The sequence below is a fragment of the Pseudomonas sp. EA_35y_Pfl2_R111 genome (genome assembly GCF_963970955.1).
In the GTDB taxonomy this organism is placed as follows: domain Bacteria; phylum Pseudomonadota; class Gammaproteobacteria; order Pseudomonadales; family Pseudomonadaceae; genus Aquipseudomonas.
In genome coordinates this window covers 1825443-1842581 of record NZ_CAXAOM010000001.1, presented here as the reverse complement: position 1 = coordinate 1842581, position 17139 = coordinate 1825443, and the positions used below count along the sequence as shown (strand labels likewise).

15 protein-coding genes are annotated in these 17139 nt (G+C 57.4%); 5 read left to right on the top strand and 10 right to left on the bottom strand.

Annotation, left to right across the window (positions count from 1 at the left end; translation table 11 throughout):
- From AACY25_RS08640 to aspA, 3 genes are all read right to left on the bottom strand, one after another.
- Nucleotides 1–542: alanine:cation symporter family protein (locus AACY25_RS08640; RefSeq protein ID WP_339523767.1), on the bottom strand; the 542-nt coding region annotated here is incomplete at its 3' end.
- Between the two features lie 514 nt (nucleotides 543–1056).
- On the bottom strand, nucleotides 1057–2310 hold the full coding sequence (locus AACY25_RS08635; RefSeq protein ID WP_339523766.1) for a dicarboxylate/amino acid:cation symporter: 1254 nt from the start codon (nucleotides 2308–2310) through the stop codon (nucleotides 1057–1059).
- 163 nt (nucleotides 2311–2473) lie between these two features.
- Nucleotides 2474–3898 carry an aspartate ammonia-lyase gene (gene aspA, locus AACY25_RS08630; RefSeq protein WP_339523881.1) on the bottom strand — a complete coding sequence of 475 codons (1425 nt, stop codon included), beginning with the start codon at nucleotides 3896–3898 and terminating at the stop codon, nucleotides 2474–2476.
- Between the two features lie 169 nt (nucleotides 3899–4067).
- Here aspA and AACY25_RS08625 point away from each other — a divergent pair, with 169 nt between their 5' ends.
- Entirely contained in the window at nucleotides 4068–4973 is a 906-nt protein-coding gene (locus AACY25_RS08625; RefSeq protein ID WP_339523765.1) for a LysR substrate-binding domain-containing protein, read from the top strand.
- 23 nt (nucleotides 4974–4996) lie between these two features.
- Here AACY25_RS08625 and AACY25_RS08620 read toward each other — a convergent pair whose 3' ends face one another.
- From AACY25_RS08620 to AACY25_RS08605, 4 genes are all read right to left on the bottom strand, one after another.
- Nucleotides 4997–6109, bottom strand: coding sequence for a polyamine ABC transporter substrate-binding protein (locus AACY25_RS08620; RefSeq protein ID WP_339523762.1), 1113 nt, complete (start codon nucleotides 6107–6109; stop codon nucleotides 4997–4999).
- Nucleotides 6110–6251: 142 nt separating this feature from the next.
- The gene (locus AACY25_RS08615) at nucleotides 6252–7280 is read right to left on the bottom strand and encodes a histone deacetylase family protein (protein WP_339523760.1); all 1029 of its coding nucleotides are present in this window, start codon (nucleotides 7278–7280) and stop codon (nucleotides 6252–6254) included.
- Nucleotides 7281–7563: 283 nt separating this feature from the next.
- Nucleotides 7564–8556, bottom strand: coding sequence for an AraC family transcriptional regulator (locus AACY25_RS08610; RefSeq protein WP_339523757.1), 993 nt, complete (start codon nucleotides 8554–8556; stop codon nucleotides 7564–7566).
- A 101-nt stretch (nucleotides 8557–8657) separates the two neighbouring features.
- Complete coding sequence (locus AACY25_RS08605; RefSeq protein WP_339523756.1) at nucleotides 8658–9452, bottom strand: hypothetical protein; 795 nt, start codon at nucleotides 9450–9452, stop codon at nucleotides 8658–8660.
- A gap of 304 nt (nucleotides 9453–9756) precedes the next feature.
- On the opposite strand from AACY25_RS08605, the gene purE reads away from it, so the two are divergent.
- The 4 genes from purE (at nucleotide 9757) to AACY25_RS08585 (ending at nucleotide 12264) form a co-directional block, all read left to right on the top strand.
- On the top strand, nucleotides 9757–10248 hold the full coding sequence (gene purE, locus AACY25_RS08600; protein WP_339523754.1) for a 5-(carboxyamino)imidazole ribonucleotide mutase: 492 nt from the start codon (nucleotides 9757–9759) through the stop codon (nucleotides 10246–10248).
- Between the two features lie 3 nt (nucleotides 10249–10251).
- Nucleotides 10252–11337: a 5-(carboxyamino)imidazole ribonucleotide synthase gene (locus AACY25_RS08595; protein ID WP_339523753.1), complete on the top strand. Its 1086-nt coding sequence runs from the start codon at nucleotides 10252–10254 to the stop codon at nucleotides 11335–11337.
- Between the two features lie 113 nt (nucleotides 11338–11450).
- On the top strand, nucleotides 11451–11696 hold the full coding sequence (locus tag AACY25_RS08590) for a GlsB/YeaQ/YmgE family stress response membrane protein (protein WP_136663682.1): 246 nt from the start codon (nucleotides 11451–11453) through the stop codon (nucleotides 11694–11696).
- Between the two features lie 34 nt (nucleotides 11697–11730).
- The gene (locus tag AACY25_RS08585; protein WP_339523747.1) at nucleotides 11731–12264 is read left to right on the top strand and encodes a DUF3299 domain-containing protein; all 534 of its coding nucleotides are present in this window, start codon (nucleotides 11731–11733) and stop codon (nucleotides 12262–12264) included.
- Nucleotides 12265–12332: 68 nt separating this feature from the next.
- On the opposite strand, the gene AACY25_RS08580 is transcribed toward AACY25_RS08585, so the two are convergent.
- The 3 genes from AACY25_RS08580 to AACY25_RS08570 form a co-directional block, all read right to left on the bottom strand.
- Nucleotides 12333–12833: a hypothetical protein gene (locus AACY25_RS08580; RefSeq protein WP_339523744.1), complete on the bottom strand. Its 501-nt coding sequence runs from the start codon at nucleotides 12831–12833 to the stop codon at nucleotides 12333–12335.
- Between the two features lie 404 nt (nucleotides 12834–13237).
- The gene (locus AACY25_RS08575) at nucleotides 13238–14185 is read right to left on the bottom strand and encodes a hypothetical protein (RefSeq protein ID WP_339523742.1); all 948 of its coding nucleotides are present in this window, start codon (nucleotides 14183–14185) and stop codon (nucleotides 13238–13240) included.
- Nucleotides 14185–17127 carry a hypothetical protein gene (locus AACY25_RS08570; protein WP_339523741.1) on the bottom strand — a complete coding sequence of 981 codons (2943 nt, stop codon included), beginning with the start codon at nucleotides 17125–17127 and terminating at the stop codon, nucleotides 14185–14187. The genes AACY25_RS08575 and AACY25_RS08570 overlap by 1 nt, the downstream gene beginning before the upstream one ends.
- Between the last annotated feature and the right edge of the window lie 12 nt (nucleotides 17128–17139).

Here is a 17139-nt window from a genome sequence, read left to right as displayed (position 1 = left end):
ATCAGGCCGCTGACATAAGTCGGCATGCCGAAGGTGTCATGCATCGAGCTGGCCACGGTGTAGGACTGCACCGCATTAAAGCCGAAGCCGAAGGTCACCAGCAGCAGGATCGATACAACGATGCCCAGCCAGCGCTGGCCGAGGCCGTGTTGGATATAGAAGGCCGGGCCACCACGGTAGGTGCCGTCGTCTTCACGGCGCTTGTACAGCTGCGCCAAAGAGCACTCGAAGTAGCTGGTGGCCATGCCGACCAGTGCTACGACCCACATCCAGAAAATCGCACCCGGGCCGCCGAGCATGATTGCCACCGACACACCGGCGATGTTGCCGGCACCGACGCGACCGGCTACCGAGAGCATCAGCGCCTGGAACGAACTGAGTTGGCCAGGTTGACGCTGGAAGGCTTCGGCGAAGATGCGGAACATGCTGCCGAAGTAGCGGAACTGGACGAAACGCGAGGCGATGGTGAAATACAGACCAAGGCCGATCAGCATCACGATCAGCAGCTTGCTCCAGATCAGGTCATTGAGAATATCGAGCATGGGGTCTCTCCCTTTTTTGTATTTATCGGGGAATAACAGGTTGAGCCTGTTTTTAACGCCGCGATGGCAACGCAGGTAGGTTTTCAACAGCCTGTTGATGATGATGATGACGCCGCAGCGCCGCCCGGGTAGGGCGACGCTGGCGGACGGCACGGGTGTTCCGTGTGCTGGGAGCCTGTGCAGTCGGTCGGTGACGAGGGTTGTGCGCCGACACAGAAACCCCGCGATGGCTAATGGCATGCCATAAACCGCCGCAGGAGGATTCGCCGCCGAGCCGACTGAACGGGCTATTCAGGCACTAGGGCAGCGGGGGTGGCCTGCTGCCTGGCGGAGAGAGACGACCGGGGTCGAATGCGTTCATGGGGTCACCCTGTGTGGTTGTTTTTATTGGTATGCCCTGGATGCCGATAGGCATCTCGTTGGCTGCCGGGTCCTGCCGGCAGTGCCGCTGCGCCGGGTTGGCGCAAAAGCCCCGCACATCCTTGTGCGGGTGTTGCCCGTGAGCAGCGCCGCGTTATTGCGCGTTGTCGCTGTTGTAGATGTCGCGATCCAGTTCCTTCTCGCTGCTGCCCACCAGGGTGGTGGTCATCAGGTCACCGGCGACGTTCACCGTGGTGCGCGCCATGTCGAGGATGCGGTCGATACCTGCGATCAGCGCCACGCCTTCCAGCGGCAGGCCGACCGACGTCAGCACCAGGCCGAGCATGATCAGTCCCGCGCCCGGTACGCCGGCGGTGCCGATCGAGGCCAGGGTAGCGGTGAGGATAATCATCAGGTACTGGCCGCCGTTGAGGTCGACGCCGAAGGCTTGGGCGATAAACAGCGCCAGTACACCTTGATAGATAGCGGTGCCATCCATGTTGATAGTGGCACCTACCGGCAGCACGAAACCGGCCACACCTTGCGATACACCGAGGTTCTTGCGGGCACATTCAATCGACACCGGCAGAGTGCCGGCACTGCTTGAGGTGCTGAAGGCAACGGCCAGAGCTGGCGCTACACCTTTGAAAAAACGCAGCGGACTGAGGCGCGCGAGCATGGCCAGCAGGCCGCCATAAACCAGCAGCATATGGGCGATGCTGGCCAGGTAGATGACGCCGATTACGCTGGCCAATGGCAGCAACACTTCAATGCCGTGGGAGGCGACCACGCCGGCGATCAGGGCAAACACGCCAATTGGCGCGCAGCGCATCACCAGGTCGGTGAGTTTGTAGAAGACTTCGGCCAGGCTATCGAACAGCTTGACTGCCGGCGCGGCTTTCTCACCGATCAGGTTCATGCTCACGCCCAGGGCGATGGCGAACACGATGATCTGCAGGATATTGCCCTCGGCAAAAGCGGTGACTGGGTTGGTGGGTACCAGACCGACCAGAATCTGCACCAGCGAGGGTGCCTGCTTGGCTTCCTGGATGCCGCTGGCGACCATGTTCATGCCTTCGCCTGGCGCAAACAGGGCGCCGAACAGCAAGCCAATGCTCACCGCAAATGCGGTAGTGACCAGGTAGATGGCGATGGTTTTAACGCTGATACGGCCCAGCTTGGCGCTGTCGCTCATGGCGGTAATACCGGCTACCAGCGATACAAACACCAGCGGCACGATGAGCATCTTGATCGCATTGAGAAACAGCGTGCCAATGGGCGCGAGCACCAGTGCGTCGGCTTTGAATACCACGCCGGTGAGAACGCCGAGGCCGAGGCCAATCAGGATTTGCTGCCACAGCGGCATGCGCCGCAGGAAGCCGAGGGAAAAGGTTGTGCTCTGACTCATGTGTATCACCCGAATTATCGTTTTTGTGGGGCTGTCTATGCAGCCTTGAGTGGTGCCGCCCAGTAGGCAGGGCGGCAAACTCTGTACCCGGCATCAAGGCCTGATACATGGCTAAAAAAACGCGCCGGTCCTTGCGGATACGGCGCGTTGTATTGCTCTGGGGTCAGCCTGCTAGTGGTACCAGGCGTGGGGCGATCATGTTTTCGGGACGGAGGATGTCGGCCAGCTCGGCGTCGCCCAGCAGCTTCTCCTCGCGCACCAATTCCAGCACGCTGCGACCACTTTCCAGCGCCACTTTGGCGATACGCGTGGCGTTTTCGTAGCCGATGTAAGGGTTGAGTGCGGTGATCAGGCCGATGGAGTTTTCCATCAGTTCGCGGCAGCGTTCTTCGTTGGCGGTGATGCCGTCGATGCACAGCTCACGCAACATATCCATGGCCCGGGTCAGCAGGCGGATCGAGTCGAAGATCTTGTAGGCGATCAGCGGTTCCATAACGTTGAGCTGCAGCTGGCCGCCTTCGGCTGCCATGGTCAGGGCCAGGTCGTTGCCGATCACTTCAAAGGCCACCTGATTGACCGCTTCCGGGATTACCGGGTTGACCTTGCCAGGCATGATCGAGCTGCCCGGCTGGCGCGGCGGCAGGTTGATCTCGTTGATGCCGGTGCGCGGGCCGCTGGAGAGCAGGCGCAGGTCGTTGCACATCTTCGACAGCTTGACTGCGGTGCGCTTGAGCATGCCGGAGAACAGCACAAAGGCGCCCATATCCGACGTGGCTTCGATCAGGTCGGCGGCCGGGGTCAGCGGGTGGCCGCTGATAATCGCCAGGCGTTTGACCGCCAGCAGTTGGTACTGCGGGTCGGCGTTGATCCCGGTACCAATCGCGGTGCCGCCCAGGTTCACTTCGGTAAGCAGGGTTGGGGCAAGCAGTTTCAGATGCTGCAGGTCTTCGGCCAGAGTGGTGGCGAAGGCGCGGAATTCCTGGCCGAGGGTCATCGGCACCGCGTCCTGCAACTGGGTGCGGCCCATCTTCAGCACGTGGCCGAACTCCAAGTGTTTTTTCGACAGCGACTGAATCAGCTTGTCCAGCGCGGTCAGCAGGCTGTCGTGGCCGAGCAGCAGGCCCAGGCGAATGGCGGTGGGGTAAGCGTCGTTGGTCGACTGCGCCATGTTCACGTCGTTGTTCGGGTGCAGGTGCAGGTAATCGCCTTTCTCGAAGCCCATGGCTTCGAGCGCAATATTCGCAATCACTTCGTTGGCATTCATGTTGGTCGAAGTGCCGGCGCCGCCCTGGATCATGTCGACCACGAACTGATCGTGGAACTCGCCCTGAATGATGCGTGCGCACGCAGTGCTGATCGCCGTGTGCTTGGCAGCGGACAGGTGGCCCAGCTCGCGGTTGGCGTCGGCGGCGGCCTGCTTGACCATGGCCAGGGCGACTACCAGTTTTGGGTAGTGCGACAGCGTCACGCCGGACAGGCGGAAGTTCTGCACGGCGCGCAGGGTCTGAATGCCGTAATAGGCGTCAGCCGGAACGTCGAGGGTGCCGAGCAGGTCTTTTTCGAGGCGAGTGGATGCAGCAGGGGACATGATCAAGGTTATCTCAGGAAATACGGCATATGCCGCGATGGCGCGTAGGTTATGGGCTGCAGCTTGATGCTGGCCAATGCTGTTAAGCGCTGGGTCATGCATAATCGGCATAATGTTGGTGTGACCGCTCAACGTCGACCGACGTGTTCGCATGCACAAGGGCTGATCCATGAACCTCGAAAGCAAATGGCTGGAAGACTTTGTCACCCTGGCCGCCACCCGCAGCTTCTCCCAGGCGGCGCAAAAGCGCTTCGTCACCCAGCCGGCGTTTAGTCGACGCATCCGCAGCCTGGAGAACATGCTCGGCCTGACCTTGGTGGACCGCAGTTGCACGCCGGTCGAGCTGACTGAATCCGGCCAGCTGTTTCTGGTCACTGCACGGAGCATGGTCGAGCAGTTGGGGGAAGTGGTGCGTCATCTGCACAACCTTGAAGGCCAGCAAGGCGAGGTGATGCAGATCGCCGCGGCGCATTCGCTGACCCTGGGTTTTTTCCCTGAATGGATTGCCCGCCTGCGCCGTGAGGGTTTGCCGCTGACCACCCGGCTGGTCGCCACCAACGTTGGTGAGGCGGTGCATTCGCTGCGTGAAGGCGCTTGCGATCTGATTCTTGCCTATTACGACCCGGATGCGGCGTTGCAGATGGACCCCGAAATTTTCCCTTCGCTGCACCTCGGACGCACCGAGATGTTGCCGGTGTGTGGGGTAGCGGAGGGCGGTGCGCCGCTGTTCGACCTCAACAACGGCCAGAGTGTGCCGCTGCTGGCCTATACCGCTGGCGCCTTTCTCGGTCGTTCAGTCAACCTGCTGCTGCGCCAACGCGCGCTGCGCTCAACCACGGTGTATGAAACAGCGATGGCCGACAGCCTGAAAAGCATGGCCTTACAGGGCATGGGCGTGGCGTGGGTGCCGCGCCTATCCGTGACCGCCGAGCTGGCCCGTGGTGAGCTGGTGGTATGTGGCGGCGAACAATGGCAAGTGCCGCTGGAGATTCGCCTGTACCGCTGTGCCCTGGTGCGCAAAGCCTCGGTGCGCTTGCTGTGGCGCAAATTGGAAAGTGGCGAGGTCGGCGCTTAACCGACCTCGCCGAGTGGCGCGGATTAGGTCCCCGACTTGATAGTGGTCCAGGCACGCGTGCGTACGCGTTCGATCTTCTGCGGCAGCGGCTGCAGCACGTAGAGGGTCTTCTGCGCTTCGGCGGTTGGGGTCAGGCCGGGGTTGTCGCGAATTTCCGCGCCTACCAGTGGCATGGCGTCTTTGTTCGGGTTGGGGTAGCCGAGAAAGTCGCTGATTGGCGCCACGACTTTCGGGTCGAGCAGGTTGTTGAGGAACTCATGGGCTTCAGCCACGTTCTGTGCGCTTTTTGGGATGGCGAAGGAGTCGTACCACAACGGCGCGCCTTCTTTCGGCAGGCGCCAGTCAACCACCACGCCGTTGCCGGCTTCTTTGGCGCGGTTGGCGAACTGGTAGAAGCTGCCGGAATAGCCGATGGCCACGCAGATGTTGCCGTTGGCGATATCGGTCATGTACTTGGCCGAGTGGAAGTAGGCGACGTGGGGGCGAATTCTCAACATCAGCTCGGTGGCTTTTTTGTAGTCATCCGGCTTGGTGCTATTGGGGTCCAGGCCCAGGTAGTGCAGGGCAATGGGCAGAATTTCGCCCGGCGAGTCGAGCATGGCCACGCCGCACTGCTTGAGCTTGCTGATGTTCTCTTCTTGGAAAATTAGGTCCCAACTGTCCACGGGGGCATCGGCGCCCAGCGCTTCCCTGACTTTGTCCGGGTTGAAGCCAATCAGCACGGTGCCGTACATGTAGGGCACGGCGTACTGGTTGCCGGGGTCGTTGGCGGTCATCAATTGCAGCAAACCGGGATCCAGATGTTGCCAGTTGGGCAGCTTGGATTTGTCCAGCTTCTGGAATACCCCGGCTTTGATTTCGTTCTCAAGGAATGTGTTGGTGGGCACCACCAGGTCGTAACCCGAGTTACCGGTGAGTAGCTTGGCTTCCAGGCCTTCGTTGGTGTCGAAGATGTCCCAGGTCAGCGTGATGCCGCTTTTCTCCTGAAATTCCTTTGGTACCGACGGCAGCATATAGTCGGCCCAGTTGTACACGCGCAGTTCGCGCTGCTTTTCTGGGGTTTGCGCCTGGGCCGCAGTCGCCAGCAGGGTTGCGCCGCAGATGGCGACGGCGAGCAGGTGTTTGATTGTTTTCATCGTTCTTCACCCTTTAGACATTGTGAGGTGTGTAGGGTGGATCGGGGCGCGCAGTTGGCGCTGTATCCGTCCACCAGGCATGTGGCAAATCTTCAGGGGCGTCTATCGCGTTATTTGGTGGACGAGAAGAGCGTCGTCCACCCTACGCACCCTCGAACCCTTCCAGCACGTTGACCGCGTTGACGCCGATTGCCTCGACCGCATAGCCGCCTTCCATCACAAACAGGGTCGGCTTGCCAAGGGCGGCGATGCGCTTGCCCATGGCCAGGTAGTCCGGGCTGTCGAGTTTGAACTGGGAAATCGGGTCGTCCTTGAAGGTATCCACGCCCAGCGACACCACGATCACCTCGGCGCCGTATTCAGCGATGCGCTGACAGGCTTCATCCAGCGCCGCGCTCCACACCTCCCATGGGCTGCCCATGGCCAGCGGGTAGTTGAAGTTGCAGCCTTCACCCGCGCCTTCGCCGTGCTCATCGGCATAGCCGAGGAAGAACGGAAATTCATCGGCCGGGTCGCCGTGAATCGAGGCGAACAGTACATCGCCACGCGAATAGAAGATGTCCTGGGTGCCGTTGCCGTGATGGTAGTCGACATCGAGGATGGCCACGCGCTGCTTGCCTTGGTCGAGAAAGGCCTGAGCGGCGATGGCAGCATTATTCAGGTAGCAGTAGCCACCCATCAGCTCGCCGGCGGCGTGGTGACCTGGCGGACGGCACAGGGCAAAGGCGCTATGGGCGCCTGCGGTGATCTCGGCCTGGGCACTAAGGGCTACTTGCGCGGCGCTATAGGCGGCCTGCCAGGTGCCGGCGGTAATCGGTGCGCCGCCATCGAAGCTGTAGTAGCCGAGCTGGCCGTGCAGGTCCTTGGGAAGGACCGCACGCAGGGTGCGCGCTGGCCAGGTAAAAGGCAGCAGGTCGCCGTTGCCGTTCTGCGCCTGCCAGCGTTGCCAGGCACCCTTGAAAAAGTTCAGGTAGGCCGTGCTGTGAATGCGCTCAATCGGCGCCAGGCCGAAATCCTGCGGCGGGCGCACCTCGCCGAGCTGACGGTCCTTGACGCGTTGCAGGATGTGGTCGGCGCGTTGCGGCTTCTCGAAACAGGGCATCAGTTGGCCGTCGATCAGCTCGCAGCTGCCGTGGTGCAGGTGATGGTCGTCGCTGTAAAAGGTGAGCATGTGGCGCGGCTCCAGGCTTGTTGTTGTGCCTGCATTGTTCGCCTGCATCGCCGGATGGAGAACGCTGACAACGGCCAAAAGGGGATCGAAGTGGCCAAAAAAATCGCCGGGAGTGATTTTTAACGTCGCGCAGCGATGGCCCGCAGGGTGGCTGCCTGGGATGGCTGAGCGCATAAATTGCGCGGCCGGTCGCCATCTGGCAGGCCCACACCCTGTAGAAGCGGCCCATGGCCGCGATGGATTTCGCGGGCATGGCCCGCTCCTACAAAGCCTATGCCGCGTCTCAGGCGCGAAAACGGCTCGGCGGCACGCCACTCCAGCGTTGGAAGGCATGGCGAAAACTGGCTGTTTCGCTAAAGCCGAGGTATTCGGCAATCCGGCAGATTGGCCAACCCTCCTGGCCAAGCAGGGTCTTCGCCCGCTCGAAACGCAGCTCGTCGAGTAGTTCCTGGTAGTGGGTGCCAAGTTCCTGCAAGTGCCGGCGCAGAGTGCGCGGTGAGCAGTGCATCTGCTGCGCCAGCTGTTCCAGGCCAGGTGGCGCGGTCAGCTGTTCGGCCAGTAGCTGGTGGATGCGCGCAAGCCAGGCCTGACGGCTGTTGAACTCGCTGTTCTGCTTGCGGCAGCGGTCGAGCATTTCGCGGTGGGTCACCGTATCGGCCAGAGGCAGTGGTCGCTGCAACCAGCTGGCAGGAAAGGCGAAGGCGTTGCGCGTGGCATCGAACTGCAGCGGGCAGGCGAAGCTGTGCGGGTAGCGCTCGCTGTAGTCCGGTTGGCCATAGCGAAACTGCGCGGCGCTAAGCGGCAGGGGCTGGCCGAGCAGGTCGTCGCTGATCAGTTTGAGCGAGGCCAGGCACATTTCCAGGTTGAACACCTCCAGCTCTGGGCGGTGCTGATAGTCGCTGGCGCTGACCCAGGCCAGCTCGCCTTCGAGTTGCATATCCAGTTTGAAGTAGGTGCCGAGCAGCGCCGGGTACTGCAGCATCAGCCGCCAGGCGTCACCAAAGGTGGCACTGGAGAGCGCGGCGTAACCGACCATGCCATAGGCCGACACGTGCATGCGCCGGCCTAGCTCCAGGCCCAGATCACTGCGCAGCAGCAGGGCATTGGCGCAGACCTGCAATTCCTGGGTGCGGGTGATGCGCGTATCAGCGCAGGCCAGGTCAGCCACAGCAATGCCGCTGCCAGCCAATAGCGGCTCGGTCAGTTCAGGTTGAGTGGCAAAGATTTCCAGGATCTGCGAAACCACATGCAGGGTGGTCAGGTGGGCGTGCAACATCGAGGCAACCGCTACAGTTCAGAATGCCTGAATGAGGCAAGAACTATGCCGCGGCACCGCAGCAGTCCGGGGCTGTCCGGACCGCTGCGGTCTAGTCAGAGTTAGCGATTACGCAGGAAGGCGTTGATAAAATCGCCCTGGTTTGGTGCTTTCTCGTGGGTAGTGAACAGCAGGCCTGCATCTCCCTCGCGCAATTTGAGTTCGGCGTCAAAGCTGCACTGCACGGTTTTCAGCTGCTGGGCCTGGGCTTTGAACGCCGTGCTGCTCTCGCACAAGCTGGCCATCTGGCGGACCACTTCACCGCAGAAGCTCGGCACGCCAAGACGCTTGAGTTTGTCGTCGTCGAGGGCTTTCCAGTCCACCGCGGTGGTCAGTGGCGTACCGCAGCTCTGCGATGCTTCCTGGTCAATCTGTTGCAGCTGCTGGGTGAAGTCGGCCACGCGCTTTTCCCGGTCGAAGCGGCTCAGCTTGTCCTGAATGCCTTTCTTCTTCTGCTGCTCATAGAGTGCCAGCAGATTGGCCGGCTTGGCCTCTTTGCTCTTGGTTTCATCGAAGCCCAGTTCGAAGCCGTCGGTATTGGGCAAATAGAGTTGGAAGCGCTCGCCACCCCAGCCCTGACGCTTGACCAGCATGTTGTAGGCGCTGCCATTGAGGGTGGTGGTGTAATCGCGCTCCTCGTTGCCGCGCTCTTTGATCGTGGTCAGCAGTACCACTTCATCCAGTGGATGATTGATGCCGCTGACCTGAACCAATGCCTGCGTGTCATCGCTGCTGGGCGCAACAGTGACGCTGATGCCTTTGCCGGCACCGAACACTTGGGGATATTTGGCCAGTTCGAGGGCGCTGGCGTTGAGGGTGAAGAGCGAAGCGGCGAGTAGCAGTGACAGCCTTGTCATGGTGGTGTCCTTGTTGGATTAAAAGAACGCCCAGTATAGCCAGGCCTCCGGCTGCGATTTGTGCGCCAGGTCTGCTCGTGGCCGTCGCCCGGCGCTGCTTTGACCTGCGCCTAGTATCGCGGCGAGCGGCCAGCGACAAACGGCGCGCCGGGGTGCACGCCAGTCCAGGCTTTACGGTATACTGCGCGGCCTTTGGCGGGCCGCACCGCCATAATTCATTCACTAACAAGCCACGCCTGGTTTCCAGCGTGGCTTGTTAGTTTCTGCAGCGCCTACGGGCACTTGATGAAGAAGAGGCACGACGATGAGCGCACTGGTTGGCGTGATCATGGGCTCCAAGTCCGATTGGTCCACCCTTAGCCACACCGCCGATATGCTGGACAAGCTGGGCATTCCGTACGAAGTGAAGGTGGTTTCCGCCCACCGCACCCCGGACCTGCTGTTCCAGTACGCCGAGCAGGCTGACGAGCGCGGTATTCAGGTGATCATCGCCGGTGCCGGCGGCGCGGCGCATCTGCCAGGTATGTGTGCGGCCAAGACCCACCTGCCGGTACTTGGTGTGCCGGTGCAATCGGCGGTGCTTTCGGGGGTCGATTCGCTGCTGTCGATCGTGCAGATGCCCGCTGGTATTCCGGTCGCCACCCTGGCCATCGGCAAGGCCGGGGCCGTCAACGCTGCGCTGCTCGCCGCGAGCATCCTCGGCCACCAGCACCCGCAGTTCCATACCGCGCTCAAGCAGTTCCGTCAGGATCAGACTGAAACCGTGTTGGAAAATCCGGACCCGCGTGAGGCTTAACCCATGAAAATCGGCGTAATCGGTGGCGGCCAGCTGGGTCGCATGTTGGCTCTGGCAGGCACCCCGCTGGGGATGAACTTCGCCTTCCTCGACCCTGCTCCGGATGCCTGCGCGCAAGCGTTGGGCGAGCATATCCGCGCCGATTACGGCGACCAGGATCACCTGCGCCAGCTGGCTGATGAAGTCGACTTGGTGACCTTCGAGTTCGAGAGCGTACCGGCGGAAACCGTAGCCTTCCTCTCGCAGTTCGTGCCGGTCTATCCGAGCGCCGAAGCCCTGCGCATCGCTCGTGATCGCTGGTTTGAAAAGTCCATGTTCAAGGACCTGGGCATTCCCACCCCGGATTTCGCCGATATCCAGTCGCAAGCTGACCTGGATGCCGCTGTGGCCGCTATTGGTTTACCGGCCGTGATGAAGACCCGCACCCTGGGTTACGACGGCAAGGGCCAGAAGGTGATGCGCAAGCCCGAAGACGTGACTGGCGCCTTCGCCGAGCTGGGTAGCGTGCCGTGCTTGCTGGAAGGCTTCGTGCCCTTTAGCGGCGAAGTGTCGCTGGTGGCGGTGCGTGCCCGTGATGGCGAAACGCGCTTCTACCCGCTGGTACATAACCGCCACGACAGCGGCGTGTTGGCGTTGTCCATCGCTAGCACCGATCACCCGTTGCAGGCGCTGGCCGAGGACTACGTTGGCCGCGTGCTGACCAAGCTCGATTACGTCGGCGTGCTGGCCTTCGAGTTCTTTGAAGTCGATGGCGGCCTGAAAGCCAACGAAATCGCCCCGCGTGTGCACAATTCCGGGCACTGGACCATCGAAGGCGCCGAGTGCAGCCAGTTCGAGAACCACCTGCGCGCCGTCGCCGGCCTGCCGCTGGGCTCGACCGCCAAGATCGGCGAGAGCGCCATGCTCAACTTCCTCGGCAGCGTGCCGCCGGTGGAGCAGGTTATTGCCATCGACGACTGCCGCCTGCATCACTACGGCAAAGCCTTCAAGGCCGGGCGCAAGGTTGGCCACGCCACCCTGCGTTGCGTGGATCGCGCCACGCTGGACAAGCAGATTGCCGTGGTCGAAGCGCTGATCGCCAAGGGTTGAGCACAACCTGACGCCGCCTATGCGGTGGCGTCAGATTGAACCTTGCTGGCGGATTCCCGTCTGATTGCCTAACGCCACTATGGCTGACCCGCAACTGACTTGGAGTGAATCGCATGAGCATCATCGGCACTATTTTTATCGGCCTGATCGTTGGCTTGCTGGCTCGTTTTCTCAAGCCGGGCAACGACAGCATGGGCTGGATCATGACCATCCTGCTCGGCGTCGGCGGCTCTATCGCCGCAACCTATGGCGGTCAAGCGCTGGGTATCTATCAGGCCGGCGAAACCGCTGGCTTTATCGGCGCGGTGATCGGCGCAGTGGTGTTGCTGGTTATTTATGCGGCGGTGAAAAAGGACTGACAAGCCCTCATCCAATCGTTATGTGAGCCAACTAATGCGCTACCTGCTGTTGCCACTGTTGTTTATAAGCACCCTGGCCTGCGCCGAGTTGCCGGAAACCGATTGGCTTGAGCTGATGCCGCCGCAAGATCGGGCGGCATTGGAAGCCATGCCGGAAATTGACCATCAAGGCTCCGAGCAAGACAGCGAGTTCTACAACCCTGGCGGCCTCAAGCAGCAGGACAAAAACTTGCCAGCGGTGATGTACTCCACCAACACCGTTGCCGCCCTGGATGGCAAAGCGCTGCGCCTTGGCGGCTACCCCGTGCCGCTGGAAACCGACAGCCAAGGCCGCAGCACCTTGTTCTTCCTGGTGCCATACCCCGGCGCCTGCATCCACGTCCCGCCACCACCGCCCAACCAACTTGTACTCGTTCGTTATCCCAAAGGCATTGAGCTAGAAGACATCTACGCACCGCTGTGGGTCAGCGGCACGCTGCAGGTCGAACAGGTCAACAACGAGCTGGCGGATGCGGCGTATGCGTTGGAGGCGGATGTGGTGCGGGTTGTGGAGGAAAGCGATCTGTAATTCGGTCTTGAGACGGTCTAAATCCCTGTAACTTTTCCCGATTTGCATCAACTCTTGGCGGTGGTTGTCTAATCCATTTCTTCTTCATATCTACCGATGTTTTGGTTGAAGCTCCATACATGGGTTTTTGTTAATGCCTCCTCATTGTTATAGATGATCTTGCTAGACTTATCGCGCTGATAAGAAAGAAACACAATGTTCTTAGATTTTTCGTTATTTATTTTAATCCCGCTCACTCCGGCAAAATAATCCCCGCCTACAAACTTAAGGAATCCTTTGCATTGAATGTAAATGCTGTGGGTTCTATCTTTGGCCGATCCTTCGCTGTTGAAAGACTCGAAGATATAATCAATATTGCCGTCGCCGTTGAAATCATCCTGATAGGCGATTCGTCCTCTCTCTCTGTAAATTTTGAGGTCATGAATACTTGTTAGAATATTAAACACTGTATTCCCTTCTCTCCATTCAGAGAGGAAGCTTCTTGTCTTTATATCCTCATTACAAAATTTGTCCTCGTCAGCAAAAGCACCGAGGCTCGTTAAAATAAATATAAGTGGCAGTATTTTCATATACAGATATCCAGTGAGAGTACGCCCTATAAATAAATCGTGACTTATTTAAAGTCGGCATGTCGGGCCGAGCAGGAGTTTGTAGGCATGGTCTGGATGCTGTGCTCCTCCAGTGCCGTTACGTCGATCTGCGGCATGATGCACATTTTATAGGGGGTAGACGCTTGCCGGACCGCCTTGGGCAACTTGATGGGTCAGGCCGTGAATGCCCAGCCCGTCTGGGCTAAAGGCGAGAAAGGCGGCTGATGGCTTCGTGCTTGGCGTCAGATGACGCCAGGTTAGTTGTGGGTTAATTGTTAAAGAGCAGAAGTTTTAGTGCGAATTGAAAATAGAGCTAGGTTTTTTACGGGGCTACTGATGTGGCGCGCCACTGGTAATCATCGAGTTAACGCTCAGAAATTTAATTATTTAATATTTTGATGAGGCGCGCAGTCAGATCGCGAGTAAGCACGACTTGGAATCAACGTTTTTTTCCCAGCCAATAGCATGCTATTTATATATTCATCGTATAAGTGACAAGATTTTTCTATGAGATCTATTTCCCAGTAGCTGTCCGCTAGATTAATTTTTGTCGCTATGCGCCGCGGGTATTTTTCATAAATACTGCGGAGTAATATGGTGGCAAGTATGTTGCTGCCGGTTTGTTGCATGTAAAAAGCATAGTTATTCAAGGGTTCTACATTCTGGTCTGTAATGTTGGTGCTTATTTCGTAAATTAAATCTGCCGGAATAGGCTTTCTATTTTCCTCGCTTGCTGGCGTCGTTTTGTAAAATAAATGGCTTTCTTTTCCTGACTTGAGCTTTTCTTTTAAGTGATCTATATCCTCATTTATCGCTGCTATGCTCTGGCCTTTAGCTAGTTCATGGTATGTAGGTTTTTTTTCTTTGAAGTCAGATAGTAAAACGCAGCACTTAATACGCTTAACTTCAAATTCAGTGGGGAATTTTGCCTCTTCAGGAATGGGCGCTCCATTTAGCGAGTAGATTTCATCTCGATAGGGCTCAGACCAATTAGCTTCTTTGATGAGGACCCAATTTTTCAGGCCATTATTCCAGCGAAATGTATATGTGCTTTGCTGTACTGTTTTTGGCGAGTAAAAATCTAGTGGTACTATTATTTCACCTGGAAAATATCCGGAAGTTATTCCTGCCGAGCCTGTGTTGAAAGTTCCAGAAATATTCTTCCCATTGCCTAGGGATATTGTTAACAGATTTAAACCTTCAGACTCACTCAAAGGCGTTACAGTGTAAGAGTCGCATTTGTTGTCTTGGTCGAAATTGTAACTACAGTCGTTTGCCTTTACGAAAATCGGTAAAATTGAAAATATCACTAGGGATATGTATTTGAACATTAAGAGTTCCTTAGTATTTCTATGCGTTGTTCGGCATGCTCTTTCGCTTGTAACGCTCTTCGAGTAGAAGAGTAATACTTGGTGGTTGTGTCGTCTCTTACGCTTTGTGTGGTGTTATATATTTCGATATACCGTGAATAGCCAGCAATGGCTTGGGCCTTGTCTTTCGTCTTTCCGGAGGAACTTGAGCCTGGATCGCTCCAGAGTCCCCATGCGAAAGACGGTTTTGCTTTATTATATGCCTCGCTATCTTCTAGTTTATAAAATCCGTCAAAATTTAACTTGCTGCAAGCACTTATTTTAAGTTCTTGAATTGCGGAATTAATAAATGAAAGGCGATGGTCGTAACCATTAAATCCGCCGTTAATCAAATAGGTTATATAGATAAAGTCGTCTTTATCTGAAAATCTGTTTAAATTCTTAAATTCACTCCAGAACCACCCGACAGATACCACGCAGTGTGGGGGTTGAGACATTTTTAAATAGTGTGGGTGTCCGATGAAATTTTCGCCCATATAATTGCCATACGTGCGATAGTTTGTCTCCCAAGTTATCTGTAATAAACCTCTTCCAATATATGGGTGATAGGCAGGTAGAGGATCGTTTGAGTTAAGTCCTTCAGTTACAAAGTTCATGCTTCCGCTCTCATGCAGCATTTGTGCAAGGACATGAGCTCGGCTGATGCAATGATCAATTTTAAATTTATCAAACATCTCATTAATCGGATCAATATAAAGATCAATGTTGGTTGAGGATGCATGAGGGGCGATTGCGCGAAGCTGTTCTTTTGTTAGCTTGTTTTTACATTTGCACCCGTTTGAGGAAAAATTTTCTAGCAAAGCTAGTACATGAAAATGCCAAACCTTCCCATCCGTATTAATCCCTTGCTTACCCGTCAACTCACGCCACAAGCAGAGCTTTTTAATCCGCTCTTTCTCCTTAACCCACTGTGGATTTTGGTCTTCCTCAGTGTGCTGCATCAACTTGTCCAGCTCATCCCATTTGGCATCCTGCCAGAACCATTCACTTTCGTAGTGGGTGATGAGGCGGGAGATGGATTGGGCGTGCCAGGTTTTTTTGAGGGCGGATTTTATTTCAGTAACGCTCAGTATGTTGTCGCGCACGCTGCCATCGGCACCGTCGATGATGTCGTAAAGACGCTCTTTAATGGGGCCGTGGTCCGCGGTACTTATTTGGGCTTGGTAGTCTGGCTTTTCTTCTTCTGTCAGTAGACGTTGTGCGGCGAAATGGCAGGCCAGGTGGTCGGCAGCGCAGGTGGTTTCGCTGATAAAGTCAAAGCCCTCCCATTCCCATGGGCTGTGCCGGGTGGTGATCATGTCTTGTTCGGCGAGCCAGCCGCTGATGCGGTTGTCGGCGTCGTCAGCCAACAGGTTATCGAGCCGCCACCAGCTGGTAATGTGCGGTGTGGGGCTGCCGGGCAAGGTTTCGCTGACTTGGATTTTGCGCTCGGCGGGCAGGTTTTCCAGCACGCTGACGGGAAGGGTCAGCTCAACGGCAATGGTGACGCCCGTGTCGGTGATTGTTGGTGGGTTACTGGCGTTGATGGCGTCGTTGTGGGGGATGAGTTTGCTGGCCCCTTTATGGATTTTTAGTAGCGTCTTCTGATCGGCCGGTAAGCTGGCCGCCAAGGTACGGCTCTTGGTGATAAACGCGGGTACATCATCGCAGCTAAATACTTCCAGATGCAGGCGCGGTTGGGCGGTGCCATCGCCTTGGTCTTGGTAACGGCCGATATGACCAATCAGCTCACCAGCCTTGATCGAGTGAGGTTCTGGCAGCAGATGCACAAGCCCGAGATCGCTGGGCGCTGTTTGTTGTGCATTGAGCTCACCGAAATAGACGTAGCCCAGCGGCTTGCCGTCAGGTCCATTGGGTAGAGCAGGGACGTCACGATAATCCATGACCTCCAGTACCTTGCAGTAACCGCTTTGCAGCTTCTCGCCAACGTTTAATATTGCGCCTCGGGGGAGAACACCGATGATAGCTCCGGTACGTTTGCCCTCTTTGCGCACATTCAAGCCTTGATGGCTTAGGGTTAGTGTCGGCTCGGAGTCTTTGGCCAAATCGGCAACGGTGTTGTTAGTCAATTCACTGGCATACACCCAGCCGATGGTGTCGGCTGGCAAGGCGGGTATCGCAGCGCCGCCATCGACGCTCAGTAACTGTTTCCAGCTAGGATTGGTCGTGCTGGCTTCGCCAAGGGTGACTGTGCAGCCTTTGGGCAGCAAGGCAAGCACTTGTGTAGTACCACCGCTGGGCGAGGCACGGACACGTAATCCCAATTGCGCGTCGCTTGTTGTGTCCTTGACTGCATAGCGGGTTGGTGCAATGAATTCGGGCGGCTTGGGGGCGTTAGTGGCTTGGTAACCGGCCCAGTCAAGTAGATGCATATACAGGCTATAGAACGTCAGCCCCTCAGGTTCGGCGGCAGCAGGATCAGGCGTGGTTATCTGCGCTGTATCAGTCGCCGTTGCTGTCGGGGTTGTTGCGCCTGCAGAGGTTACCGGGGCAGGTTCTGCGCCGCTGCTTTCGCCATTGGTGGCAGGCGCGGGTGGCTCGGGTATAACCAAGCGATGCTTGATCAGTACAAACCCTGTCGAGTACTTGGCTCCAACAGGCTCTGGACCCATACCGGGTTGGTTGGTTGCTGCATAGGGCGTCTCGGGGTACTTGTCATCGATGCGGTAGGCAATTACTTCGCCATCGGCGATGCAGCGAACTTGGCTCTGATCAAGCAGCGCACCGGTATTGGCATCAAAGTGCACGCCGCCATGCCAGAGGCCATTGGCACCCATTGGGTAGAAGCCATTCTCGGCTTTAGCCAGCGCGTCGAAATAGAGCTGCGGATCAGTAACTTCCTTGCTGCTTTCGCCAGCGGTTTTAAACGGATACGCCCAATTGATTGGTTTGCTGTCTGCCATGTGATTTACCGA

Bases quoted from the DNA above. Each gene is read 5' to 3' on its own strand.
- AACY25_RS08635 (WP_339523766.1), bottom strand. From the start codon at position 2,310: ATGAGTCAGAGCACAACCTTTTCCCTCGGCTTCCTGCGGCGCATGCCG.
- aspA (WP_339523881.1), bottom strand. From the start codon at position 3,898: ATGTCCCCTGCTGCATCCACTCGCCTCGAAAAAGACCTGCTCGGCACC.
- AACY25_RS08625 (WP_339523765.1), top strand. From the start codon at position 4,068: ATGAACCTCGAAAGCAAATGGCTGGAAGACTTTGTCACCCTGGCCGCC.
- AACY25_RS08620 (WP_339523762.1), bottom strand. From the start codon at position 6,109: ATGAAAACAATCAAACACCTGCTCGCCGTCGCCATCTGCGGCGCAACC.
- AACY25_RS08615 (WP_339523760.1), bottom strand. From the start codon at position 7,280: ATGCTCACCTTTTACAGCGACGACCATCACCTGCACCACGGCAGCTGC.
- AACY25_RS08610 (WP_339523757.1), bottom strand. From the start codon at position 8,556: ATGTTGCACGCCCACCTGACCACCCTGCATGTGGTTTCGCAGATCCTG.
- AACY25_RS08605 (WP_339523756.1), bottom strand. From the start codon at position 9,452: ATGACAAGGCTGTCACTGCTACTCGCCGCTTCGCTCTTCACCCTCAAC.
- purE (WP_339523754.1), top strand. From the start codon at position 9,757: ATGAGCGCACTGGTTGGCGTGATCATGGGCTCCAAGTCCGATTGGTCC.
- AACY25_RS08595 (WP_339523753.1), top strand. From the start codon at position 10,252: ATGAAAATCGGCGTAATCGGTGGCGGCCAGCTGGGTCGCATGTTGGCT.
- AACY25_RS08590 (WP_136663682.1), top strand. From the start codon at position 11,451: ATGAGCATCATCGGCACTATTTTTATCGGCCTGATCGTTGGCTTGCTG.
- AACY25_RS08585 (WP_339523747.1), top strand. From the start codon at position 11,731: ATGCGCTACCTGCTGTTGCCACTGTTGTTTATAAGCACCCTGGCCTGC.
- AACY25_RS08580 (WP_339523744.1), bottom strand. From the start codon at position 12,833: ATGAAAATACTGCCACTTATATTTATTTTAACGAGCCTCGGTGCTTTT.
- AACY25_RS08575 (WP_339523742.1), bottom strand. From the start codon at position 14,185: ATGTTCAAATACATATCCCTAGTGATATTTTCAATTTTACCGATTTTC.
- AACY25_RS08570 (WP_339523741.1), bottom strand. From the start codon at position 17,127: ATGGCAGACAGCAAACCAATCAATTGGGCGTATCCGTTTAAAACCGCT.